Source organism: Lederbergia sp. B243.17 (assembly GCF_057657925.1).
Map to the genome: position 1 here is coordinate 1 of NZ_JBWBKF010000050.1, position 13,428 is coordinate 13,428.

24 protein-coding genes and 1 pseudogene are annotated in these 13,428 nt (G+C 43.1%); all 25 read right to left on the reverse strand.

Annotated features, from left to right (window positions below; all coding sequences use genetic code 11):
- Nucleotides 1-201: 201 nt before the first annotated feature.
- Nucleotides 202-879, reverse strand: a complete 678-nt coding sequence (locus tag AC0TWI_RS09635; protein WP_488126136.1) for a glycoside hydrolase family 73 protein — start codon at nt 877-879, stop codon at nt 202-204.
- Entirely contained in the window at nt 876-1,028 is a 153-nt protein-coding gene (locus AC0TWI_RS09640; RefSeq protein ID WP_488126137.1) for a hypothetical protein, read from the reverse strand. Before AC0TWI_RS09640 ends, AC0TWI_RS09635 begins: the two co-directional genes overlap by 4 nt.
- Nucleotides 1,025-1,246, reverse strand: a complete 222-nt coding sequence (locus AC0TWI_RS09645; RefSeq protein ID WP_488126138.1) for a hypothetical protein — start codon at nt 1,244-1,246, stop codon at nt 1,025-1,027. The genes AC0TWI_RS09640 and AC0TWI_RS09645 overlap by 4 nt, the downstream gene beginning before the upstream one ends.
- 10 nt (nt 1,247-1,256) lie before the next feature.
- Complete coding sequence (locus AC0TWI_RS09650) at nt 1,257-1,613, reverse strand: hypothetical protein (protein ID WP_488126139.1); 357 nt, start codon at nt 1,611-1,613, stop codon at nt 1,257-1,259.
- Between the two features lie 4 nt (nt 1,614-1,617).
- A complete protein-coding gene (locus tag AC0TWI_RS09655; RefSeq protein WP_488126140.1) occupies nt 1,618-2,556 on the reverse strand; it encodes a hypothetical protein in 939 nt (312 codons plus the stop codon).
- Nucleotides 2,543-3,241, reverse strand: coding sequence for a glycoside hydrolase family 73 protein (locus tag AC0TWI_RS09660; RefSeq protein WP_488126141.1), 699 nt, complete (start codon nt 3,239-3,241; stop codon nt 2,543-2,545). The genes AC0TWI_RS09655 and AC0TWI_RS09660 overlap by 14 nt, the downstream gene beginning before the upstream one ends.
- Nucleotides 3,242-3,251: 10 nt before the next feature.
- Nucleotides 3,252-4,139, reverse strand: a complete 888-nt coding sequence (locus AC0TWI_RS09665; protein ID WP_488126142.1) for a hypothetical protein — start codon at nt 4,137-4,139, stop codon at nt 3,252-3,254.
- Entirely contained in the window at nt 4,126-4,428 is a 303-nt protein-coding gene (locus AC0TWI_RS09670) for a hypothetical protein (RefSeq protein ID WP_488126143.1), read from the reverse strand. Before AC0TWI_RS09670 ends, AC0TWI_RS09665 begins: the two co-directional genes overlap by 14 nt.
- Before the next feature lie 6 nt (nt 4,429-4,434).
- Nucleotides 4,435-4,581, reverse strand: a complete 147-nt coding sequence (locus AC0TWI_RS09675) for a hypothetical protein (RefSeq protein WP_488126144.1) — start codon at nt 4,579-4,581, stop codon at nt 4,435-4,437.
- Entirely contained in the window at nt 4,578-4,742 is a 165-nt protein-coding gene (locus AC0TWI_RS09680; protein WP_488126145.1) for a hypothetical protein, read from the reverse strand. Before AC0TWI_RS09680 ends, AC0TWI_RS09675 begins: the two co-directional genes overlap by 4 nt.
- A gap of 15 nt (nt 4,743-4,757) precedes the next feature.
- Nucleotides 4,758-5,027, reverse strand: coding sequence for a hypothetical protein (locus tag AC0TWI_RS09685; protein ID WP_488126146.1), 270 nt, complete (start codon nt 5,025-5,027; stop codon nt 4,758-4,760).
- 62 nt (nt 5,028-5,089) lie between these two features.
- Nucleotides 5,090-5,242: a YvrJ family protein gene (locus AC0TWI_RS09690; RefSeq protein ID WP_488126147.1), complete on the reverse strand. Its 153-nt coding sequence runs from the start codon at nt 5,240-5,242 to the stop codon at nt 5,090-5,092.
- 12 nt (nt 5,243-5,254) lie between these two features.
- Complete coding sequence (locus AC0TWI_RS09695; protein ID WP_488126148.1) at nt 5,255-5,482, reverse strand: hypothetical protein; 228 nt, start codon at nt 5,480-5,482, stop codon at nt 5,255-5,257.
- A 60-nt stretch (nt 5,483-5,542) separates the two neighbouring features.
- Nucleotides 5,543-6,619 (reverse strand): cytoplasmic protein, encoded by a 1,077-nt coding sequence (locus AC0TWI_RS09700; RefSeq protein WP_488126149.1) that lies wholly within the window; start codon nt 6,617-6,619, stop codon nt 5,543-5,545.
- Nucleotides 6,620-6,652: 33 nt separating this feature from the next.
- The gene (locus AC0TWI_RS09705) at nt 6,653-6,784 is read right to left on the reverse strand and encodes a hypothetical protein (protein WP_488126150.1); all 132 of its coding nucleotides are present in this window, start codon (nt 6,782-6,784) and stop codon (nt 6,653-6,655) included.
- A gap of 19 nt (nt 6,785-6,803) precedes the next feature.
- Nucleotides 6,804-6,941 (reverse strand): hypothetical protein, encoded by a 138-nt coding sequence (locus tag AC0TWI_RS09710; RefSeq protein ID WP_488126151.1) that lies wholly within the window; start codon nt 6,939-6,941, stop codon nt 6,804-6,806.
- A 14-nt stretch (nt 6,942-6,955) separates the two neighbouring features.
- Nucleotides 6,956-7,600: a type IV secretory system conjugative DNA transfer family protein gene (locus AC0TWI_RS09715; protein ID WP_488126152.1), complete on the reverse strand. Its 645-nt coding sequence runs from the start codon at nt 7,598-7,600 to the stop codon at nt 6,956-6,958.
- Between the two features lie 267 nt (nt 7,601-7,867).
- Nucleotides 7,868-8,422 (reverse strand): hypothetical protein, encoded by a 555-nt coding sequence (locus AC0TWI_RS09720; protein ID WP_488126153.1) that lies wholly within the window; start codon nt 8,420-8,422, stop codon nt 7,868-7,870.
- Nucleotides 8,410-8,664, reverse strand: a complete 255-nt coding sequence (locus tag AC0TWI_RS09725; RefSeq protein WP_488126154.1) for a hypothetical protein — start codon at nt 8,662-8,664, stop codon at nt 8,410-8,412. The genes AC0TWI_RS09720 and AC0TWI_RS09725 overlap by 13 nt, the downstream gene beginning before the upstream one ends.
- Nucleotides 8,665-9,029: 365 nt before the next feature.
- On the reverse strand, nt 9,030-11,069 hold the full coding sequence (locus tag AC0TWI_RS09730; RefSeq protein ID WP_488126155.1) for a DNA polymerase: 2,040 nt from the start codon (nt 11,067-11,069) through the stop codon (nt 9,030-9,032).
- Nucleotides 11,070-11,071: 2 nt separating this feature from the next.
- Complete coding sequence (locus tag AC0TWI_RS09735; RefSeq protein WP_488126156.1) at nt 11,072-11,857, reverse strand: hypothetical protein; 786 nt, start codon at nt 11,855-11,857, stop codon at nt 11,072-11,074.
- A gap of 74 nt (nt 11,858-11,931) precedes the next feature.
- Nucleotides 11,932-12,138, reverse strand: coding sequence for a hypothetical protein (locus AC0TWI_RS09740; protein WP_488126157.1), 207 nt, complete (start codon nt 12,136-12,138; stop codon nt 11,932-11,934).
- Nucleotides 12,139-12,215: 77 nt separating this feature from the next.
- On the reverse strand, nt 12,216-12,701 hold the full coding sequence (locus AC0TWI_RS09745) for a hypothetical protein (protein ID WP_488126158.1): 486 nt from the start codon (nt 12,699-12,701) through the stop codon (nt 12,216-12,218).
- Between the two features lie 48 nt (nt 12,702-12,749).
- Nucleotides 12,750-12,935, reverse strand: coding sequence for a helix-turn-helix domain-containing protein (locus tag AC0TWI_RS09750; protein WP_488126159.1), 186 nt, complete (start codon nt 12,933-12,935; stop codon nt 12,750-12,752).
- A gap of 354 nt (nt 12,936-13,289) precedes the next feature.
- Nucleotides 13,290-13,428: pseudogene (locus AC0TWI_RS09755) on the reverse strand (beta-L-arabinofuranosidase domain-containing protein); the annotation flags it as partial.

A 13,428-nucleotide genomic window follows, 5' to 3' on the forward strand; every position in this document is an offset into this window, starting at 1 on the left:
GTAGCCCAGCAGCGGGGATTGAAATAATTTATAAAAAGCGTCGGGAAATATTCCTGGCGCTTTTTTTAGTGATCGAAATGGGCGCAAATCCAAGCCATTTTACTTGACATTACCCATCCATATATGATAGGGATATAGTAAGCGCTTACATTTCGATCACTAAAAAAAGCGCCAGGAATATTTCCCGACGCTTTTTATAAATTATTTCAATCCCCGCTGCTGGGCTACAAATAATAATCCCACCGCATCCGAATTTGTAAGCTGCCCCTTTTTCGCCTTATCCAACCAGGACTTATCAAGTCCATTCTTTGTTTTCGGGTCGCACCAGGCTGTCAGTCTCTCGATAACAACGTCATGCAACGTTTTATTAGTCGGTTTAAACATATCATCTTCCTCCTTTTTAGGAACGCTTGCAGGCACCTTGTCGAACTCTGTAAGCGCATATGTTTTTATGACATTAATTAACTTGTCCGCATATTTTGGATCGGTAGCATATCCTGCCGCCTGGACAGCCCTACATGCTTTCACGTAATCTTTCTCACCTATTACTTTATGATAGATTGAACGATTCCAGGAGACACCGTTCGTGTACAAATACATTAGATCGCAAATGGACTCATACCAGGAAGGGTACTTCCGGAAAGCTGCCTGGACTGTCTTGTTTACCCCGTTGATGACTTCCCATGTAGGCATGGTCACACTTTGCCCCTGGTACTTCCCTTTTACACCAAACAGGTTTTTCCCCTTTGTAGCCAGTCCCGATTTTCCCCAATTTGATTCATGAATCGCCTGGGCGATGATAAGCGACGGTAATACATTGAATTCCCTCCCAGCCTTGACAGCATGGGAGGAAATATCTTTAATAAAAGCCTGACTCATACAATCGGTTCCCCAGATTTAATTGTAATCATTTCCAGACGATCACCGTCAGAAATATGCCCATTGCCTACCAGGGTTACCAGGTCATTTTCATTAAAAGCCCCTAGTAAATATTGATTGAGAATATACCGGTATTTTGCTGTTTTCATATCAACACGCCCCCTAATAAAATTTCATTTTGCATTTCCTCTACCAACCGTAAACGCTCGTTAATTTCTGCAATAGGGTCTTTCGGAATAATGATAGGTTCTTCACTCTCTACCGTTCCGATAGGTGTTCTTACTGTCGCGTGAACATTTACCCCATCGCGGGAATAGTCGGTCACTGTAAAACCGTCCTCTATTCGTGATTCTCCTAACTGTTGCATAATGTCACCCCTAACTTAATGAATACTGACCAACGTAAATAAACCCTCCATAACCATCTGTTCCGCCTTGTTTTCGTGCGGTCACCTTTATGCTTTTTGAAAACCATATATTCCGAAAGGTATTATTTACATCCTCGCTAAATAGAGATGTTAATCCTCCCGCTACTTCAACATCATCAACGTATAGTACAAAATAAACAGGTTCTGATGAATGCTGCGCTTTAATACTGATGTAGTCCAATAAACCTTTACCGGTAATACTGAATACTTCTGTTAACTGTACCGTCTTTGTAACGTTTATGGTCTGGTGTTTTGATTTCACAGTGACAAGCTGCTGCCCGCCGCCTTTGTTATTCGTCAACCCCATTCACTCACACCCCCATAAAGCGGACAAAGCCCGCGCCTGTTGGACGCCTTAATTTCACCGCATATGCTTTGATATTCAGGTCAGATATGGAATCACCAGGCTTTAATACAATCGTTGCATTTTGACCGGTAAAAGGGTCTGTTGTTGCTGCTGTATTAAAAGAAACATATAGGTCATTGTCAGGGTCATCATTTGATATATATTTAAAACTGGTAATCTCGAACGGTAAGGAAATGATGATCTCGGTCGTACCCACGTTTTCCATATAGTGATAATGAGTGGACGCGCCTTTAATGCTGAATGACGTATCCGACAACGTGACATTACCGTTCAACGATACAGGCGGCATACTGACAATGGTGAGACCACCCTCAACGCCTACTTTCCCTAAATAGGAATTTCCTGCCGGTAGTGGCGGTAGCTTCTCCACATCGACTTTCCCGATTTTGTTTACGCCAGCCGGTAGCGTGTCAAATGTAATCTTTTGATCGGGTATCTTGGTTACTTCGACTTTACCGATATTGTTTGAACCAGCAGGAAGGGCGACTTGAAACCCTCGAATGATTCCGTCACCTGTTCCACCGCCCCCACCACCCCCGCTGCTTGACTTGGATTTTCTTTGCAGGACAGCAGGGTTAAATTCGGCTTCAAACGACGTGACAGTTACCCTGGCAGGTGTAGCCCCTGCATTGTAAATCATGCAGCGGGTAAACCCTGTTTGTTGCGCGTGAACGTCGGAACCGAAACCGTCTACATCCATTTCATAAATGCTTTCAGATGGGATGGTGTTCACTCCTAGATACAACGGGTTCGCGCTCAAATTGTTAAGATACACATGGTTTGGCTTGGTATCTCTGAAATGGACTTCCTCTGTTGATTTGGCTGGTATTTCAATTGTGGATTGTCTCCAAGCCACTTTGGTTTTATCGTTATTTGGCAGCAATTGCTTTTACCCCCTTGATCGCCATTTTTGCTTTACCGGTCGGCGTAACCTTGTCGATGGCTCCCCCTACGGCAGGGAAGGCTTTGATAAAGAACACAACCGCCAGAATCATTACCCCTACGATAAGCAAGGCGCGCACGGTACCCTGGATAAAACCTTGGGTACTCTGCGCTTGTTGCGGGGCTACTGTCGCCCCGTTATTGTCTCCTAACGTTGCGTCAGGATTGAATTTGATATTTGGATCGTCGTACTGATGGAGATTATTTCCCCTGATAACCCCCAGCAGCTTGTCCACATATGATGGATCGGTAGCATACCCACCCGCCTTGATTCCCTTTGCAAAGTCCTCGACGCTAGTCGCGGTTTTCAGGTGCTTTGCGTATCGGTCATTCTGCAAGAGTTTGGCATGGTCTAGCATCGACTCGTAAGCTGAATTGTATTTCCGGAAAGCAGCATTGACGGTAATACTCTTTCCATTCACAACCTCCCGCGTCGGCATGTACACGCTCCCAGCGGTTCCAGAGCCTTTCACACCGAATAGGTTATTATGAAAGTACGCCAGGGCAGACATACCATTATAGCTTCCGCTGGATTCCAGCTTCATCTGCCCTAGAATAATGCTGGCGGGTATGCCGGTCTCTGCTTGTATCTTCTTGGCATCATTGATATATGGTGACAAGTCCATCTGTCATCACCTACTTTTTCGCACTCTGAATGCGGTTGTATGTGTCTTGTAAGTCCTCTTTGATACGCTGCGCCCACGGGTCAGTATTGATCGTGCCGTCCCTCTCGTATTCAGCAAGCATCTTCTCCTGGGTCTTGGCGTAATCCTGCCAGTAGGCTTGCGTCCGTTCCAGGTTACCGGTAGACGTATCACGATAATAACCGCTAGGGTCGTGGTAGGCATCGAATTCACGGTACGATTGCCAGTTACCGGTGTTAATAGCGTCCTGGATTAAATCCTGTCTTGTCCCGTTCTTTTCGTTTAAATAATTGTCCATTTGGTCACGATAAAGATATTGCTCGCCTACTTGCATACCAGAATAGTTACCACTAGGAGCCGTATAAGTAGGCGTGTAATAGCTGTTCACCGGCGCGGAATAATCGTTATAACTCGGCTGGCTCGGTTGGAAAACACGATTGCTACTGTAAATTTGCCCCATTTGGTCACGTAAACTATTAATGGTGTTCTGATAGTATGATTGATTGTTTTGGTACATCTGTTGCATACTATTCATTTGGTTCGTGAAATCGGTTGTGAGCTTTCCCATCTGCTCGGCAAAGCTGTCTTGCATGAGTTTGGTCTTTTCCTCGTCCAATTCTTTTAGGTTTGCGATTGCCTGTTGAAATGTGTCATAGTCCACACCAGACGATCCCCCCGCCCCTGCGCTTGGTAAAATCGGGTAACCGGCATATTCATCTTCGGAAATTCCGTTGCTGCTGCCCCTGGACTTCATAATGATAGCAAGCAGGGCAACCCCGATAATCCCGAATAACATGGGCTTACTTGTCAATTTTTTAAGAGAGGGCTTTTTGCCCCCTCCTCCGCTGCTCCCTGGTGTTTTAAATTCAAATTCCGCCATCGCTTACCTCCCCGAGATTGTCCAGGACAACCCCTGTAAAATTCTCTTTTGGAAAGTCTGATTCCGATACCATAATACGTTGTCCCTCAATGCTTGCCTGTTCATAGGCTGCACTGTTCAGGTCTGGTACGACGACAAACTCGCGGCGGTTTTTGTAAATCACTTTCATCCCTAACGGTTCATGGCGTTCCCCAGCGCCTACCGCTAATTGCACATCGGGCTGATAGGAAGGTCTGACAAGGCTTTGAAGGGCATGACGGTCATTTTGATAATGATACCCTGGTAGCATGTTTTATCACCTTCCCTGGAGAGTTTTGATTCCTGCGGTTGCATTGCTTGCGAATGCGTTGATAATCGACACCGTTTCTTTTCCTTTGTTCAGGAATAGATAGATTCCAATTAGAATCCCGATACCGGCTACAACGTCGAAAACTTTGTTCATGCTTGTACCCTCCCTAATAATCCAATAAATTTTTCATGGTTTAGGATCACCATTGAAATGAGAACTAATATTAAAAACTGTTGCGTCATAGCATCGCCTGCTGTCATTTGCAGGACTAGGGTTCCGATGACAAAGCCTACAATAAAGGTTAATTCCTTCATTGGCGTTCCCTCCGTTTACGCGGACGGTATGCGTCCTTCTAATAGCTTCCGTTGTTCCTCCCACCAATCAGGGTTTTCTTCTGCCCGTTTCTGGGCTTCATCCATCTTGTCGCGGTAGGCGTCACCCCAACTGTCCACCTTGTCTTTAAAAGAGTCCAATGGGGTTTTCCATTCAGGTGACATCCCAACGGCTAGGCTAGTCAATCGACGCTGCCCTATAAAGTCGTCGACGATTACCCATATACATAGAAGGAACATCGTGATAAAGAATAACGATTTGTCCACGTTATTTTTTCCTTAATACAAAAAACCATAGGGCAATAATAAATAGCAGCAAGATGACGCTTTTACTCATCGTCAATAACCCCCACTTTACCGGCTAATTTTTCAATGACTTTGGTATTCTCTTTAATGGTGCTTTCAAGCCTGGTCAAACTGTACCAGGCGACTACCATAGCAAAGCCATTGTTGCTGATAAAATTCAGCAATTCCTCCCCCATATTGTCCAACCCCTAAAATTTAATGTTTAGTACAATGATGATGGCGAGTACGATCCCGACGCTTACCCAAATAGACCGTTCTTGTTTCGGGTCTACTTTCACGTTCCCCTGGGCAACGACTTCTTGATTATCCACCATCGCCTGCTGATCCTCTGGCTCGGCAATTGTCTGATAGCTTGTATTTCCAAACCCAAAATTCGGGTATAGGTCAGCCATGTAATGATTCATTGATCCTGACATCGTTTACTCTCCCCTCCTGGTATATATGAGAAGTCCAGGGGCAATCCCCTGGCTTCTTGTTTATCGTTGCAAGCGTGAAAGTGTTTCGTTGACAGCCGTAACCTTACCGGCTTTTTGGGTGCTGAATCGTAACCAGAATTCAGTCAGGCGTTCAGTGTCGATATAGTCACGACTACCGCCCATGTTCGGAATTCCCTGGTTACTGAAATCAAAGACATACACCCCATCAGGCAGCGGGTACCCTAACTGGCTATGATTAAGCGCGGCCAGAACGGAAGGTTTCATAGAATACGGGCTATCAGCCTGATTAAATACCAGTTCCAGTACACCGTTGAAATCTTCATCCTTCATTGGATTCCCTTCCTCGTCCTCAAAATAGAGAACAAGTTTACGGTAAATCGTACCGGTAGTAAGAGAGATAATGTTTTGACCGTTTCCGGCGAAACTGTTAGCCTTAGAATGTACAAGCTTCAGGACGGAAATGTCTGGGAATGCGTCAGGAACCGGCGGTACCGAAAAAGTCTCGATCATTGGCGTGATTTGCAAAGACTTAAAGGTTACTTCATCCCCATTCGATTCGTTCAGCTTGTACGCTCTTTCCAATCGGTCAATATCAATCGAAAGCGTGACATTTGTTTCTGGGTTTTGCAGCAAGACAAGTCCGACTGGATCGCGCTCATTCAGGACAACGGACAAAGGCAACGTGAATTTGATTTTGGCATCCTTACCCTCTGTATTCGACGCGGTTTCAATGTAGGTCATCCCGCGCGTGTTGTCTGCTGGCAGCAATACATCAGGGTTCAAACGGACAGTATTGTATAGATACAAGTCGCGTCCCGAAACCATGTAAGGGCTAAACCCGTTATTCAGGTCAAGCGTAATCCGGCGCAAAATTTCCCATGGTGAAAATGGCGACTTTGCAATGGCGCTACCTGTCGTACTTTTCAATGTGGCAACGGCTTCGACTTCGATTAGAATTTTGGACAGCAAGCGCGTTTTCGGGATTTCAAATTGAATGGTCGTATTCTCTCCCTGGGCTTGTCGTGTCGGTAGCATTTGGAACGTCTGGCGTGTTGCACTAGCAAATAAATGCGCTCGCTCCTGCGGGCTAATAGAACGTTTTCCTTGTGTTGACATAGTGTTATTTCCTCCCTAAATTCCAGTGATTTTTTAGATACCTTCCGAGACTTGTCTCATTACAGGTACGTTGTACTTAATGGATACTTTTTTAATGATGTAAATGAAAACCATTGTGATGGCTACGGTAATAGCCGTATGAATCACCCATTTTGGCGTAAGCATGTCTATCCCCTCCTTTCAATTAGGCGGCTGCCACGACTTCCGAAATACCGGCTACTTGGTGTTTGGTGAAAATAACCTTCATCATAACGAAAAAGACCATGACGAATAGTGAGATTGTCACCAGGTTTTTGAGTCCAACGCCTGCGAATTTGTCCACACGCTCACCCCCTTTCAAAGTTTCAATGTCGCATACGCGGCATCATCGTTCCCCAGCTTGTAATACCAGAAATGATATTTCTCTGGGTTCTCATAAAATTCCGGTACCCCTGTCGATTCAGCCAGCTTCTTACGATCCTGCGGTAAAGGCAGGGAAAAAACGAAAAAGTGCGTACTCTGCGAAAACACGATAGATGGAATGTCCGATGGTCTTTGACTCAAAGCCCAAACCGAAACATTCTTCGATCGCCCGCGCGTGTACAAGGCTTTCAAATATGGTGGGTACTTGAAAGGGTTTGGTGCGATGGACATTAATTCATCAATCCATAGAGTCGTATTTTCGCGTTCATAAATCCACTTCATCAGCGCGTCATAATGTTCCATATCGTCCTCAGTGAAATGAGGAACATAGATGATTTTTGGTGTTTGTACGTCTGCCACTTCTGCCAGGCGTTCGACAACTGTAAAATCGACGCCCTCCCGCAAACCTCGCCATATTGGCTTACCGGCTTTCCGGCGTTCGTACACTTCCCCTTTTGTGTCCAGTTTGACGACATGTTGAAAGCCTGCCAGGTAAATTTCAGCAAGTACGGATTTCCCGCTACCGGTCATACCAGGAACAAAAACATGTTCGTCAGTACCTATCTTTAATCGGGTCATGCTTACCACTTCCTTTGGCAGCGTACGCTTTTTCTACCCTCTTTACGCCCTTCCCTCGCTTTAAGGCGGCTGTACGCGATACGATAGGAATGGCTTTGGATATGCGCGGTAATTCAATCTGGTCGATGTTTGGTAACCAATAATTAATAAATTCGTGCATGGGTACCTGGTAATAAAAATCACCGTTTTTAATCGTGACCATGCTCGACATAATCCAAGACCGCCCTTGCATCTATAATGAGGGAATCAATAATTTCATCGTCCAGGTTATCCAAGACCTGGGATGAGTTGAGATAATTGGTTACCAAGGATCGCACCATTAGGGGCATTTGTTCCAGTTTGTCTAGCTGGCTGTTGATGACTTCTTTCGCCCTCTCCTGTTTTGTTGGGAGATGGGGAAACGGGTACGGGTTTTCCATAGCTCACTTTTCCTCCTTGTTTCGGCTTCGCCGGTTTCATTGCTTGGTGCATCATAAAACGCGGAATAAAGATCGTCAGGCAGGCGGTCACCAGGGCGATATAGTCCGCATACTCGCTGGCAGCTTGTCCTATTGATTCATGACGTTTGGCAATCTCTGCAAGGGGTTTGGCTATCTGGTCAACTTCCTCTTGCGATAACGCCCATACCTCCATCCCTGGACGGGCGGCGGTAATGTCACAAATGGTTTTTAATAGGACACTTAATTGTCGGTGATCGACGCTGCCTGTCGATTTCTTTGCAGCTGTCGCCTTCTTTTTTGCGGTGCTGCCTGGCGGTCTCCCGCGTTTGGCTTTCGGTTTTTCCTCTGGCTTTTCTTCACCAGGTACATCTACATTAACCACCCGAGGAAGTTTTTCAGCTTGCTCTCTCTTGGTGCTTCCTCTTCCTCCTGTTCTTCCTCCACTGTTGCCGGTGCTTCCGGTGCCGGAATTTCCGCCGTCTGCTGCTCCTGTTGCTTTGGCTTCATCATCGACTTTATTTCCTGGCTCAACTGTTTTGCCCATTCTGGTGTATTCTCTCCTTTCTTTTCGGGTTCTTTATGTTCTTCTTGCTCCTGCTCGATTTCCTTATCTTCATCAGCCATTTATAAACCCTCCTTTAATTAGTCAAAATTAAAAGCAGCGAATTAAATCAATTCTGCAAAATCAATTTAATTCGCTGCCGAAAAAAAAGAATGGCTAATTCTTCCTCAATTATATACGAACACTCGTTCGATTGTAAATAAGAAAATGCGAACATAATGTAAATAAATGCGAACAAAAAATAAAACCCCTAAAATTAATTAGGGGCTACTTCCAAATACGGTTTAATAAAATAGGTATTTCCATCATTTAATTTCTGGCATTCTCTCAATTTCTTTTGCGCTTCTGCTTTTCCTTTAATAATATGCTTCACGACTTCCACCGGTTGTCCAAAATTGTTTCGGGCGAAATAATAAATCATATACATTTAATAGTCCCTCACTTTCAAAGGTTTTGATGTATTGTTTATATAGTCCATTTCCCTCTTTTGCTTGTTTGTTAATAAAATACCCTTTTTTATTTCTTGATCCAGGTCAAAATTAGTCTCGCCATTTTTTAATGTGGTAGCGAATTTAATTCTTTTTTTGTCTCCCTCAAATAAGGGGAAATAGGCTTCTTTCTTCTTTACCGTTTCGCCGCGCTCCAAGCGTTCTTGTATTTCCTTGTACCTGTCCAATATTTCAAAGAATACACCGCGTTTTAATTTCTCCAAGTGCTTGCGTGGTATTCCTTTAAACCGGATGACTTCCTCGCCATCTGCATATTTTTCATAATATACCTTTGGTTGCAAAAACAATGCTTCCTCTATCGTACCCTCCAATTTCCATTTCCCATATGTGTTACTGTCTACCATTTCCGGTTCCATTTCTTTTTCACAAGCGATAGAATCCGTATCACAATAAGCAACCGCGCCTTTTTTTAATTGACCAATTAAACCACGATATAAAACAATACGCGCCAGGCTTGTTACATGAGCAGCGATATGCGGCTGTATATATTTTGCTGTTGATTCCACTTCCGCTTCAATAAATTCACCAGGATATAAAGGGTTAATATATTCATGATACGCATAACCCTTTTCCTCACACTCTGGAATCATGCTCGCCGGTAATAATGTTTTTCTAGCCCGCTGCATACCGAATTTCCCATAAAGGCTATTCTGCATTAATTTTGCAAATTCCCTTTTAGCACCCTCTGAATTATTTTTAATTTGTTCAAAGTGCGTAACAAATTCTTTAAATACTGGCGCGGTATGTTCAAAATATAAAGCCTGCCGGATCGCTTCAATTTTGCATCCCATTTCCAACGCCAATTCAATTTCATTAAATGTCCATACCCCGCGTAAACGCCCAACCGGAAAACATAATTTCCCCATATATTTCTTTGGTAAAGGGGGAATATGTAAAGTCTCCGGTACGTATATATCACAATCCAGGAAACCAGCGCCCGCGTGCGAATTATACCAGTATTTAAAAATGTTTCGGGCTTTGTCTCCTGAATATAATTTAGAAAAGCCCACTGGAAATTCATGTTCTTTCATAACGTATGGATAAAGAGAAGTAACGTCATAATGGTACCCGCCTTTTAAATAAGGCGTAAATACTTCCGTTCTCCCGCCATAATATCCATCGCGGGAAAATTGTTCTTTCAGCCTGTCCCATTCGGTTCTCGCCTTCGGGAATTTATAACCCCAGGTCGCCGTTTCATAATCCCCTGAATAATTGTATTCAAATACCTTCATCGCCAGGCTGGCTGTTGTCGGGCATCGTAAAAAGTCCTCTATGGGTAAGCCGGACAATTCAATTAATATTTTTATAATTTCATAGAGGGAAATATTATCATTCCGCAGATAATCATTTAATTCTTTTTCGTACGGATCGACGTTGCAAAAATAATACCCTTCGCTTTCAAATGCATCGTATTTTTTAGGATCGTCTGTTGGGTTCCCATCCGCGTCCCTTGCCCATCCCAATTTAATGATATGGTCTTTTAATTCGATTTTTGCTTTATCCGCGTCAATATTAAAAGCCTTACAAATTCGTTTTAATGAGCCGCTGATTAATTTCATACTGTCATGAAATACAATCGGGTATTCTTTTAAATCGGTTTCCTCTGTACGTTGTCCGGCTGTATTGGTAGCATATATTTGCTGTAATAAATTCGTTTTAAATACCGTCACGTTATTATTAATAAATATACTACCGTCAAAATCCGCACCTGGTACCACATCTTTTGCCAATTTTGCTATATCAAAATCCAAGTTGTGAATAAAGACATGACATTCATATTTTGTGGTATAATTAATTAAGATGTTTTTTAATTGTTCAAATGAATTTGCTGCATGATGGCGGGTTCCATCATATAGCCCGACGCGGAATATTTCCCCAAATAGACCGCGCGTTTCCGTATCGAGGGTAAAAAGTTTGACGGGCTTTTTATCCTCTTTTTCTATGTCTTTTTTATTCATTTTTAAAATCCCCTCCACTTTAAATCGCGCGCCAATCTGGCAGCATTCTTTTTATTTACGACGGATAGATTTTTAAATAGGTCGGACATAAAATCCGCCTTTTCGCTGTTGTCATATAATAGGCGTATAACGGTATGTACGGCTAGTACCAATTCTTTATACCGGACAGCTTTACCCTCATACACCAATCCCCATTCGTTCCAGCTTGATAGCGTCCCATCATCAAACCCCTTGTAAAAATTAATGGTATTCGTCCGCTGGCTCCCTTTTACAACTACCATTGCCGTTGTCCCTATTTCCGCGGGTAAACGTTGACCGCCGGAAAATGCTCGGATCGCTTCAATTAAATAATCGACGGAAACATATTTATATTCATTTTTAAATTGGTCAATTAATTCCTGACTGTCTTTATATGCGTCAGTTTTTTCTTTCCAAAAAATTAATAAATATAAATCATCGTCATCTTGCTTTTTTCGCCTTTGCTTACGCTCCAGGGCTTTTCTGGCTTTTTCCTTTTTTGCTAGTTCAGTAGAATACCATTCATCCCAACGTTTTGCGCTCCACCAACGTTTTGAAGAATGGTCAGATACTTTGTAACCTAGCTGTCTAATTAATTGTGAGCGTCGGTCGGCTTCTATATTCCGTTCCGCTTTCTTGACGATCTTGCGGGTTTCGGTCGGTTTATTTTTTAATTCATTTATGACCCTTTTATCGGAGACCCCAACGCGTTTTAATTGTTGAATATTCTTTTTCGCCTGTTGCTTTTTTCGTTGCCGCTTATTCGCCAATTATTCTTCACCTCCTGGCGGTACATAAATAAAATCAAAAGGGGATATATGACGGAATCCCCTTTTCAGTTTACTTATGCAATCCCCTGGCGTTTGCGGTCGCTTATGGTTTCAAGCTCAAAGAATTTCATTGCTGTCATTAATTCATTTTTCGATACGGTGATTAATGACGTTTCCCCATCAAATAATGATTCTAGCATAACCATGTCGTTGGTGTGGTCAATTGTAATATCGGTTGTGCGCCCATCGCTTACATAACGGATGGTTTTCTTTTCGTCCATTTCTCAATCTTTCCCCCATTCTATTAAAAAAGACCGCCGGTTCCAGGCGGTCTATTCGGTTTTTAAATTGTTGTTGATTAGGCTTCAAGGCGGAGGGTTAATGTTTTAAATCCTTTTCGGGTTTTCACTTCGACAGGTACAACCTTTAAAGCAGGAGACCATGGGGCAGGCCCAACGACACCGATAATTTTTTGCAGGCTTGACACAACGCCCTGGGATACTGAATGATAGCCTACGCCCTCAGCTGTCAGCAGGACAACGCGCATCGCTTGAACGTCCTCTTTCGTGACTTCATCCTGCAACGTGATAGGGTGGGCAATCATATCGGTAATCTCAATTTGCGCTCCCAGATGGTCAGACAGGCTGTTTTCAGAACCGTTGATAGCATTGTATACCTTAATTGTTGTAGCGCGATCCGTACCTTGTATGGAAGAAAATAAAGCCGTATTTGTATTTTCAAAAATTGACGGGTTTAATTCGGTGACGATATCTTCTCTATTGATTACCTGTACTTCATTTTCAGTTTCTACCACTACGTTTGAATTTTCGTTTTGATTAGCCATTTTTTAATTGTCCCCTTTGCTTCGCATGATAGCGAATTAAATTTTTTGTTATTGGTTTAGGAAATCATTCAAAGATGATTCCGGTATTCGGTACTCTCTACCGACTTTCAAAGCGTGTAAACCTTGTTCGCCGTTCGTGTCACGATACTGTTTAATGTATTGACGGACAGTATATGTAGTGACTTTCAATCGCTCGGCGACTTCCTCTGTCGTTAGCAGCGTTTCACCATTCATTTTAAAACCTCCGGTATTGTGTTATTTGTAATCCCCTCCTATCATAAACCATTGTGGGTTCCTATTACAATACCTATTTTAACATAAACCAACATAAATGCAAGTCATTATTTTAAAAAATTCGCTATAAATTTACATGACATGTCAGATATTGTATGGCTCCCCTATATTATACGAATATTTGTTCGCTCCGTAAAGACCTATATATTATAGGAGAAATAGGACTTTTCACCTCTCCCCTATCGGGTAGGAAAATATTTGTCCTCTCCCCTGCTGCTGATCGGGACGGTTGAGGGAGGCGAAATTTTTTGTAAGCGGTTTCGTATGCCTACCATATTTAGAGGGATAAAGTCAAGTAAAATGGCTTGGATTTGCGCCCATTTCGGTACCTGTACAGCACCAGAAGGAATTATCGGGAGAACAATAGACTTTAAAGTGGCCTGGCTCAGTTGAAACAAAATAAGTTTTCATTCCTGAAACAGGATCTTGAGAT

What these genes read in the sequence shown, in the direction of transcription:
- AC0TWI_RS09705 (WP_488126150.1), bottom strand. Translation starts at nt 6,784, where the DNA reads ATGCTTACGCCAAAATGGGTGATTCATACGGCTATTACCGTAGCCATC.
- AC0TWI_RS09700 (WP_488126149.1), bottom strand. Translation starts at nt 6,619, where the DNA reads ATGTCAACACAAGGAAAACGTTCTATTAGCCCGCAGGAGCGAGCGCAT.
- AC0TWI_RS09695 (WP_488126148.1), bottom strand. Translation starts at nt 5,482, where the DNA reads ATGTCAGGATCAATGAATCATTACATGGCTGACCTATACCCGAATTTT.
- AC0TWI_RS09750 (WP_488126159.1), bottom strand. Translation starts at nt 12,935, where the DNA reads ATGAATGGTGAAACGCTGCTAACGACAGAGGAAGTCGCCGAGCGATTG.
- AC0TWI_RS09730 (WP_488126155.1), bottom strand. Translation starts at nt 11,069, where the DNA reads ATGAATAAAAAAGACATAGAAAAAGAGGATAAAAAGCCCGTCAAACTT.
- AC0TWI_RS09690 (WP_488126147.1), bottom strand. Translation starts at nt 5,242, where the DNA reads ATGGGGGAGGAATTGCTGAATTTTATCAGCAACAATGGCTTTGCTATG.
- AC0TWI_RS09645 (WP_488126138.1), bottom strand. Translation starts at nt 1,246, where the DNA reads ATGCAACAGTTAGGAGAATCACGAATAGAGGACGGTTTTACAGTGACC.
- AC0TWI_RS09640 (WP_488126137.1), bottom strand. Translation starts at nt 1,028, where the DNA reads ATGAAAACAGCAAAATACCGGTATATTCTCAATCAATATTTACTAGGG.
- AC0TWI_RS09650 (WP_488126139.1), bottom strand. Translation starts at nt 1,613, where the DNA reads ATGGGGTTGACGAATAACAAAGGCGGCGGGCAGCAGCTTGTCACTGTG.
- AC0TWI_RS09680 (WP_488126145.1), bottom strand. Translation starts at nt 4,742, where the DNA reads ATGAAGGAATTAACCTTTATTGTAGGCTTTGTCATCGGAACCCTAGTC.
- AC0TWI_RS09635 (WP_488126136.1), bottom strand. Translation starts at nt 879, where the DNA reads ATGAGTCAGGCTTTTATTAAAGATATTTCCTCCCATGCTGTCAAGGCT.
- AC0TWI_RS09745 (WP_488126158.1), bottom strand. Translation starts at nt 12,701, where the DNA reads ATGGCTAATCAAAACGAAAATTCAAACGTAGTGGTAGAAACTGAAAAT.
- AC0TWI_RS09740 (WP_488126157.1), bottom strand. Translation starts at nt 12,138, where the DNA reads ATGGACGAAAAGAAAACCATCCGTTATGTAAGCGATGGGCGCACAACC.
- AC0TWI_RS09675 (WP_488126144.1), bottom strand. Translation starts at nt 4,581, where the DNA reads ATGAACAAAGTTTTCGACGTTGTAGCCGGTATCGGGATTCTAATTGGA.
- AC0TWI_RS09660 (WP_488126141.1), bottom strand. Translation starts at nt 3,241, where the DNA reads ATGGACTTGTCACCATATATCAATGATGCCAAGAAGATACAAGCAGAG.
- AC0TWI_RS09725 (WP_488126154.1), bottom strand. Translation starts at nt 8,664, where the DNA reads ATGGCTGATGAAGATAAGGAAATCGAGCAGGAGCAAGAAGAACATAAA.
- AC0TWI_RS09670 (WP_488126143.1), bottom strand. Translation starts at nt 4,428, where the DNA reads ATGCTACCAGGGTATCATTATCAAAATGACCGTCATGCCCTTCAAAGC.
- AC0TWI_RS09665 (WP_488126142.1), bottom strand. Translation starts at nt 4,139, where the DNA reads ATGGCGGAATTTGAATTTAAAACACCAGGGAGCAGCGGAGGAGGGGGC.
- AC0TWI_RS09715 (WP_488126152.1), bottom strand. Translation starts at nt 7,600, where the DNA reads ATGACCCGATTAAAGATAGGTACTGACGAACATGTTTTTGTTCCTGGT.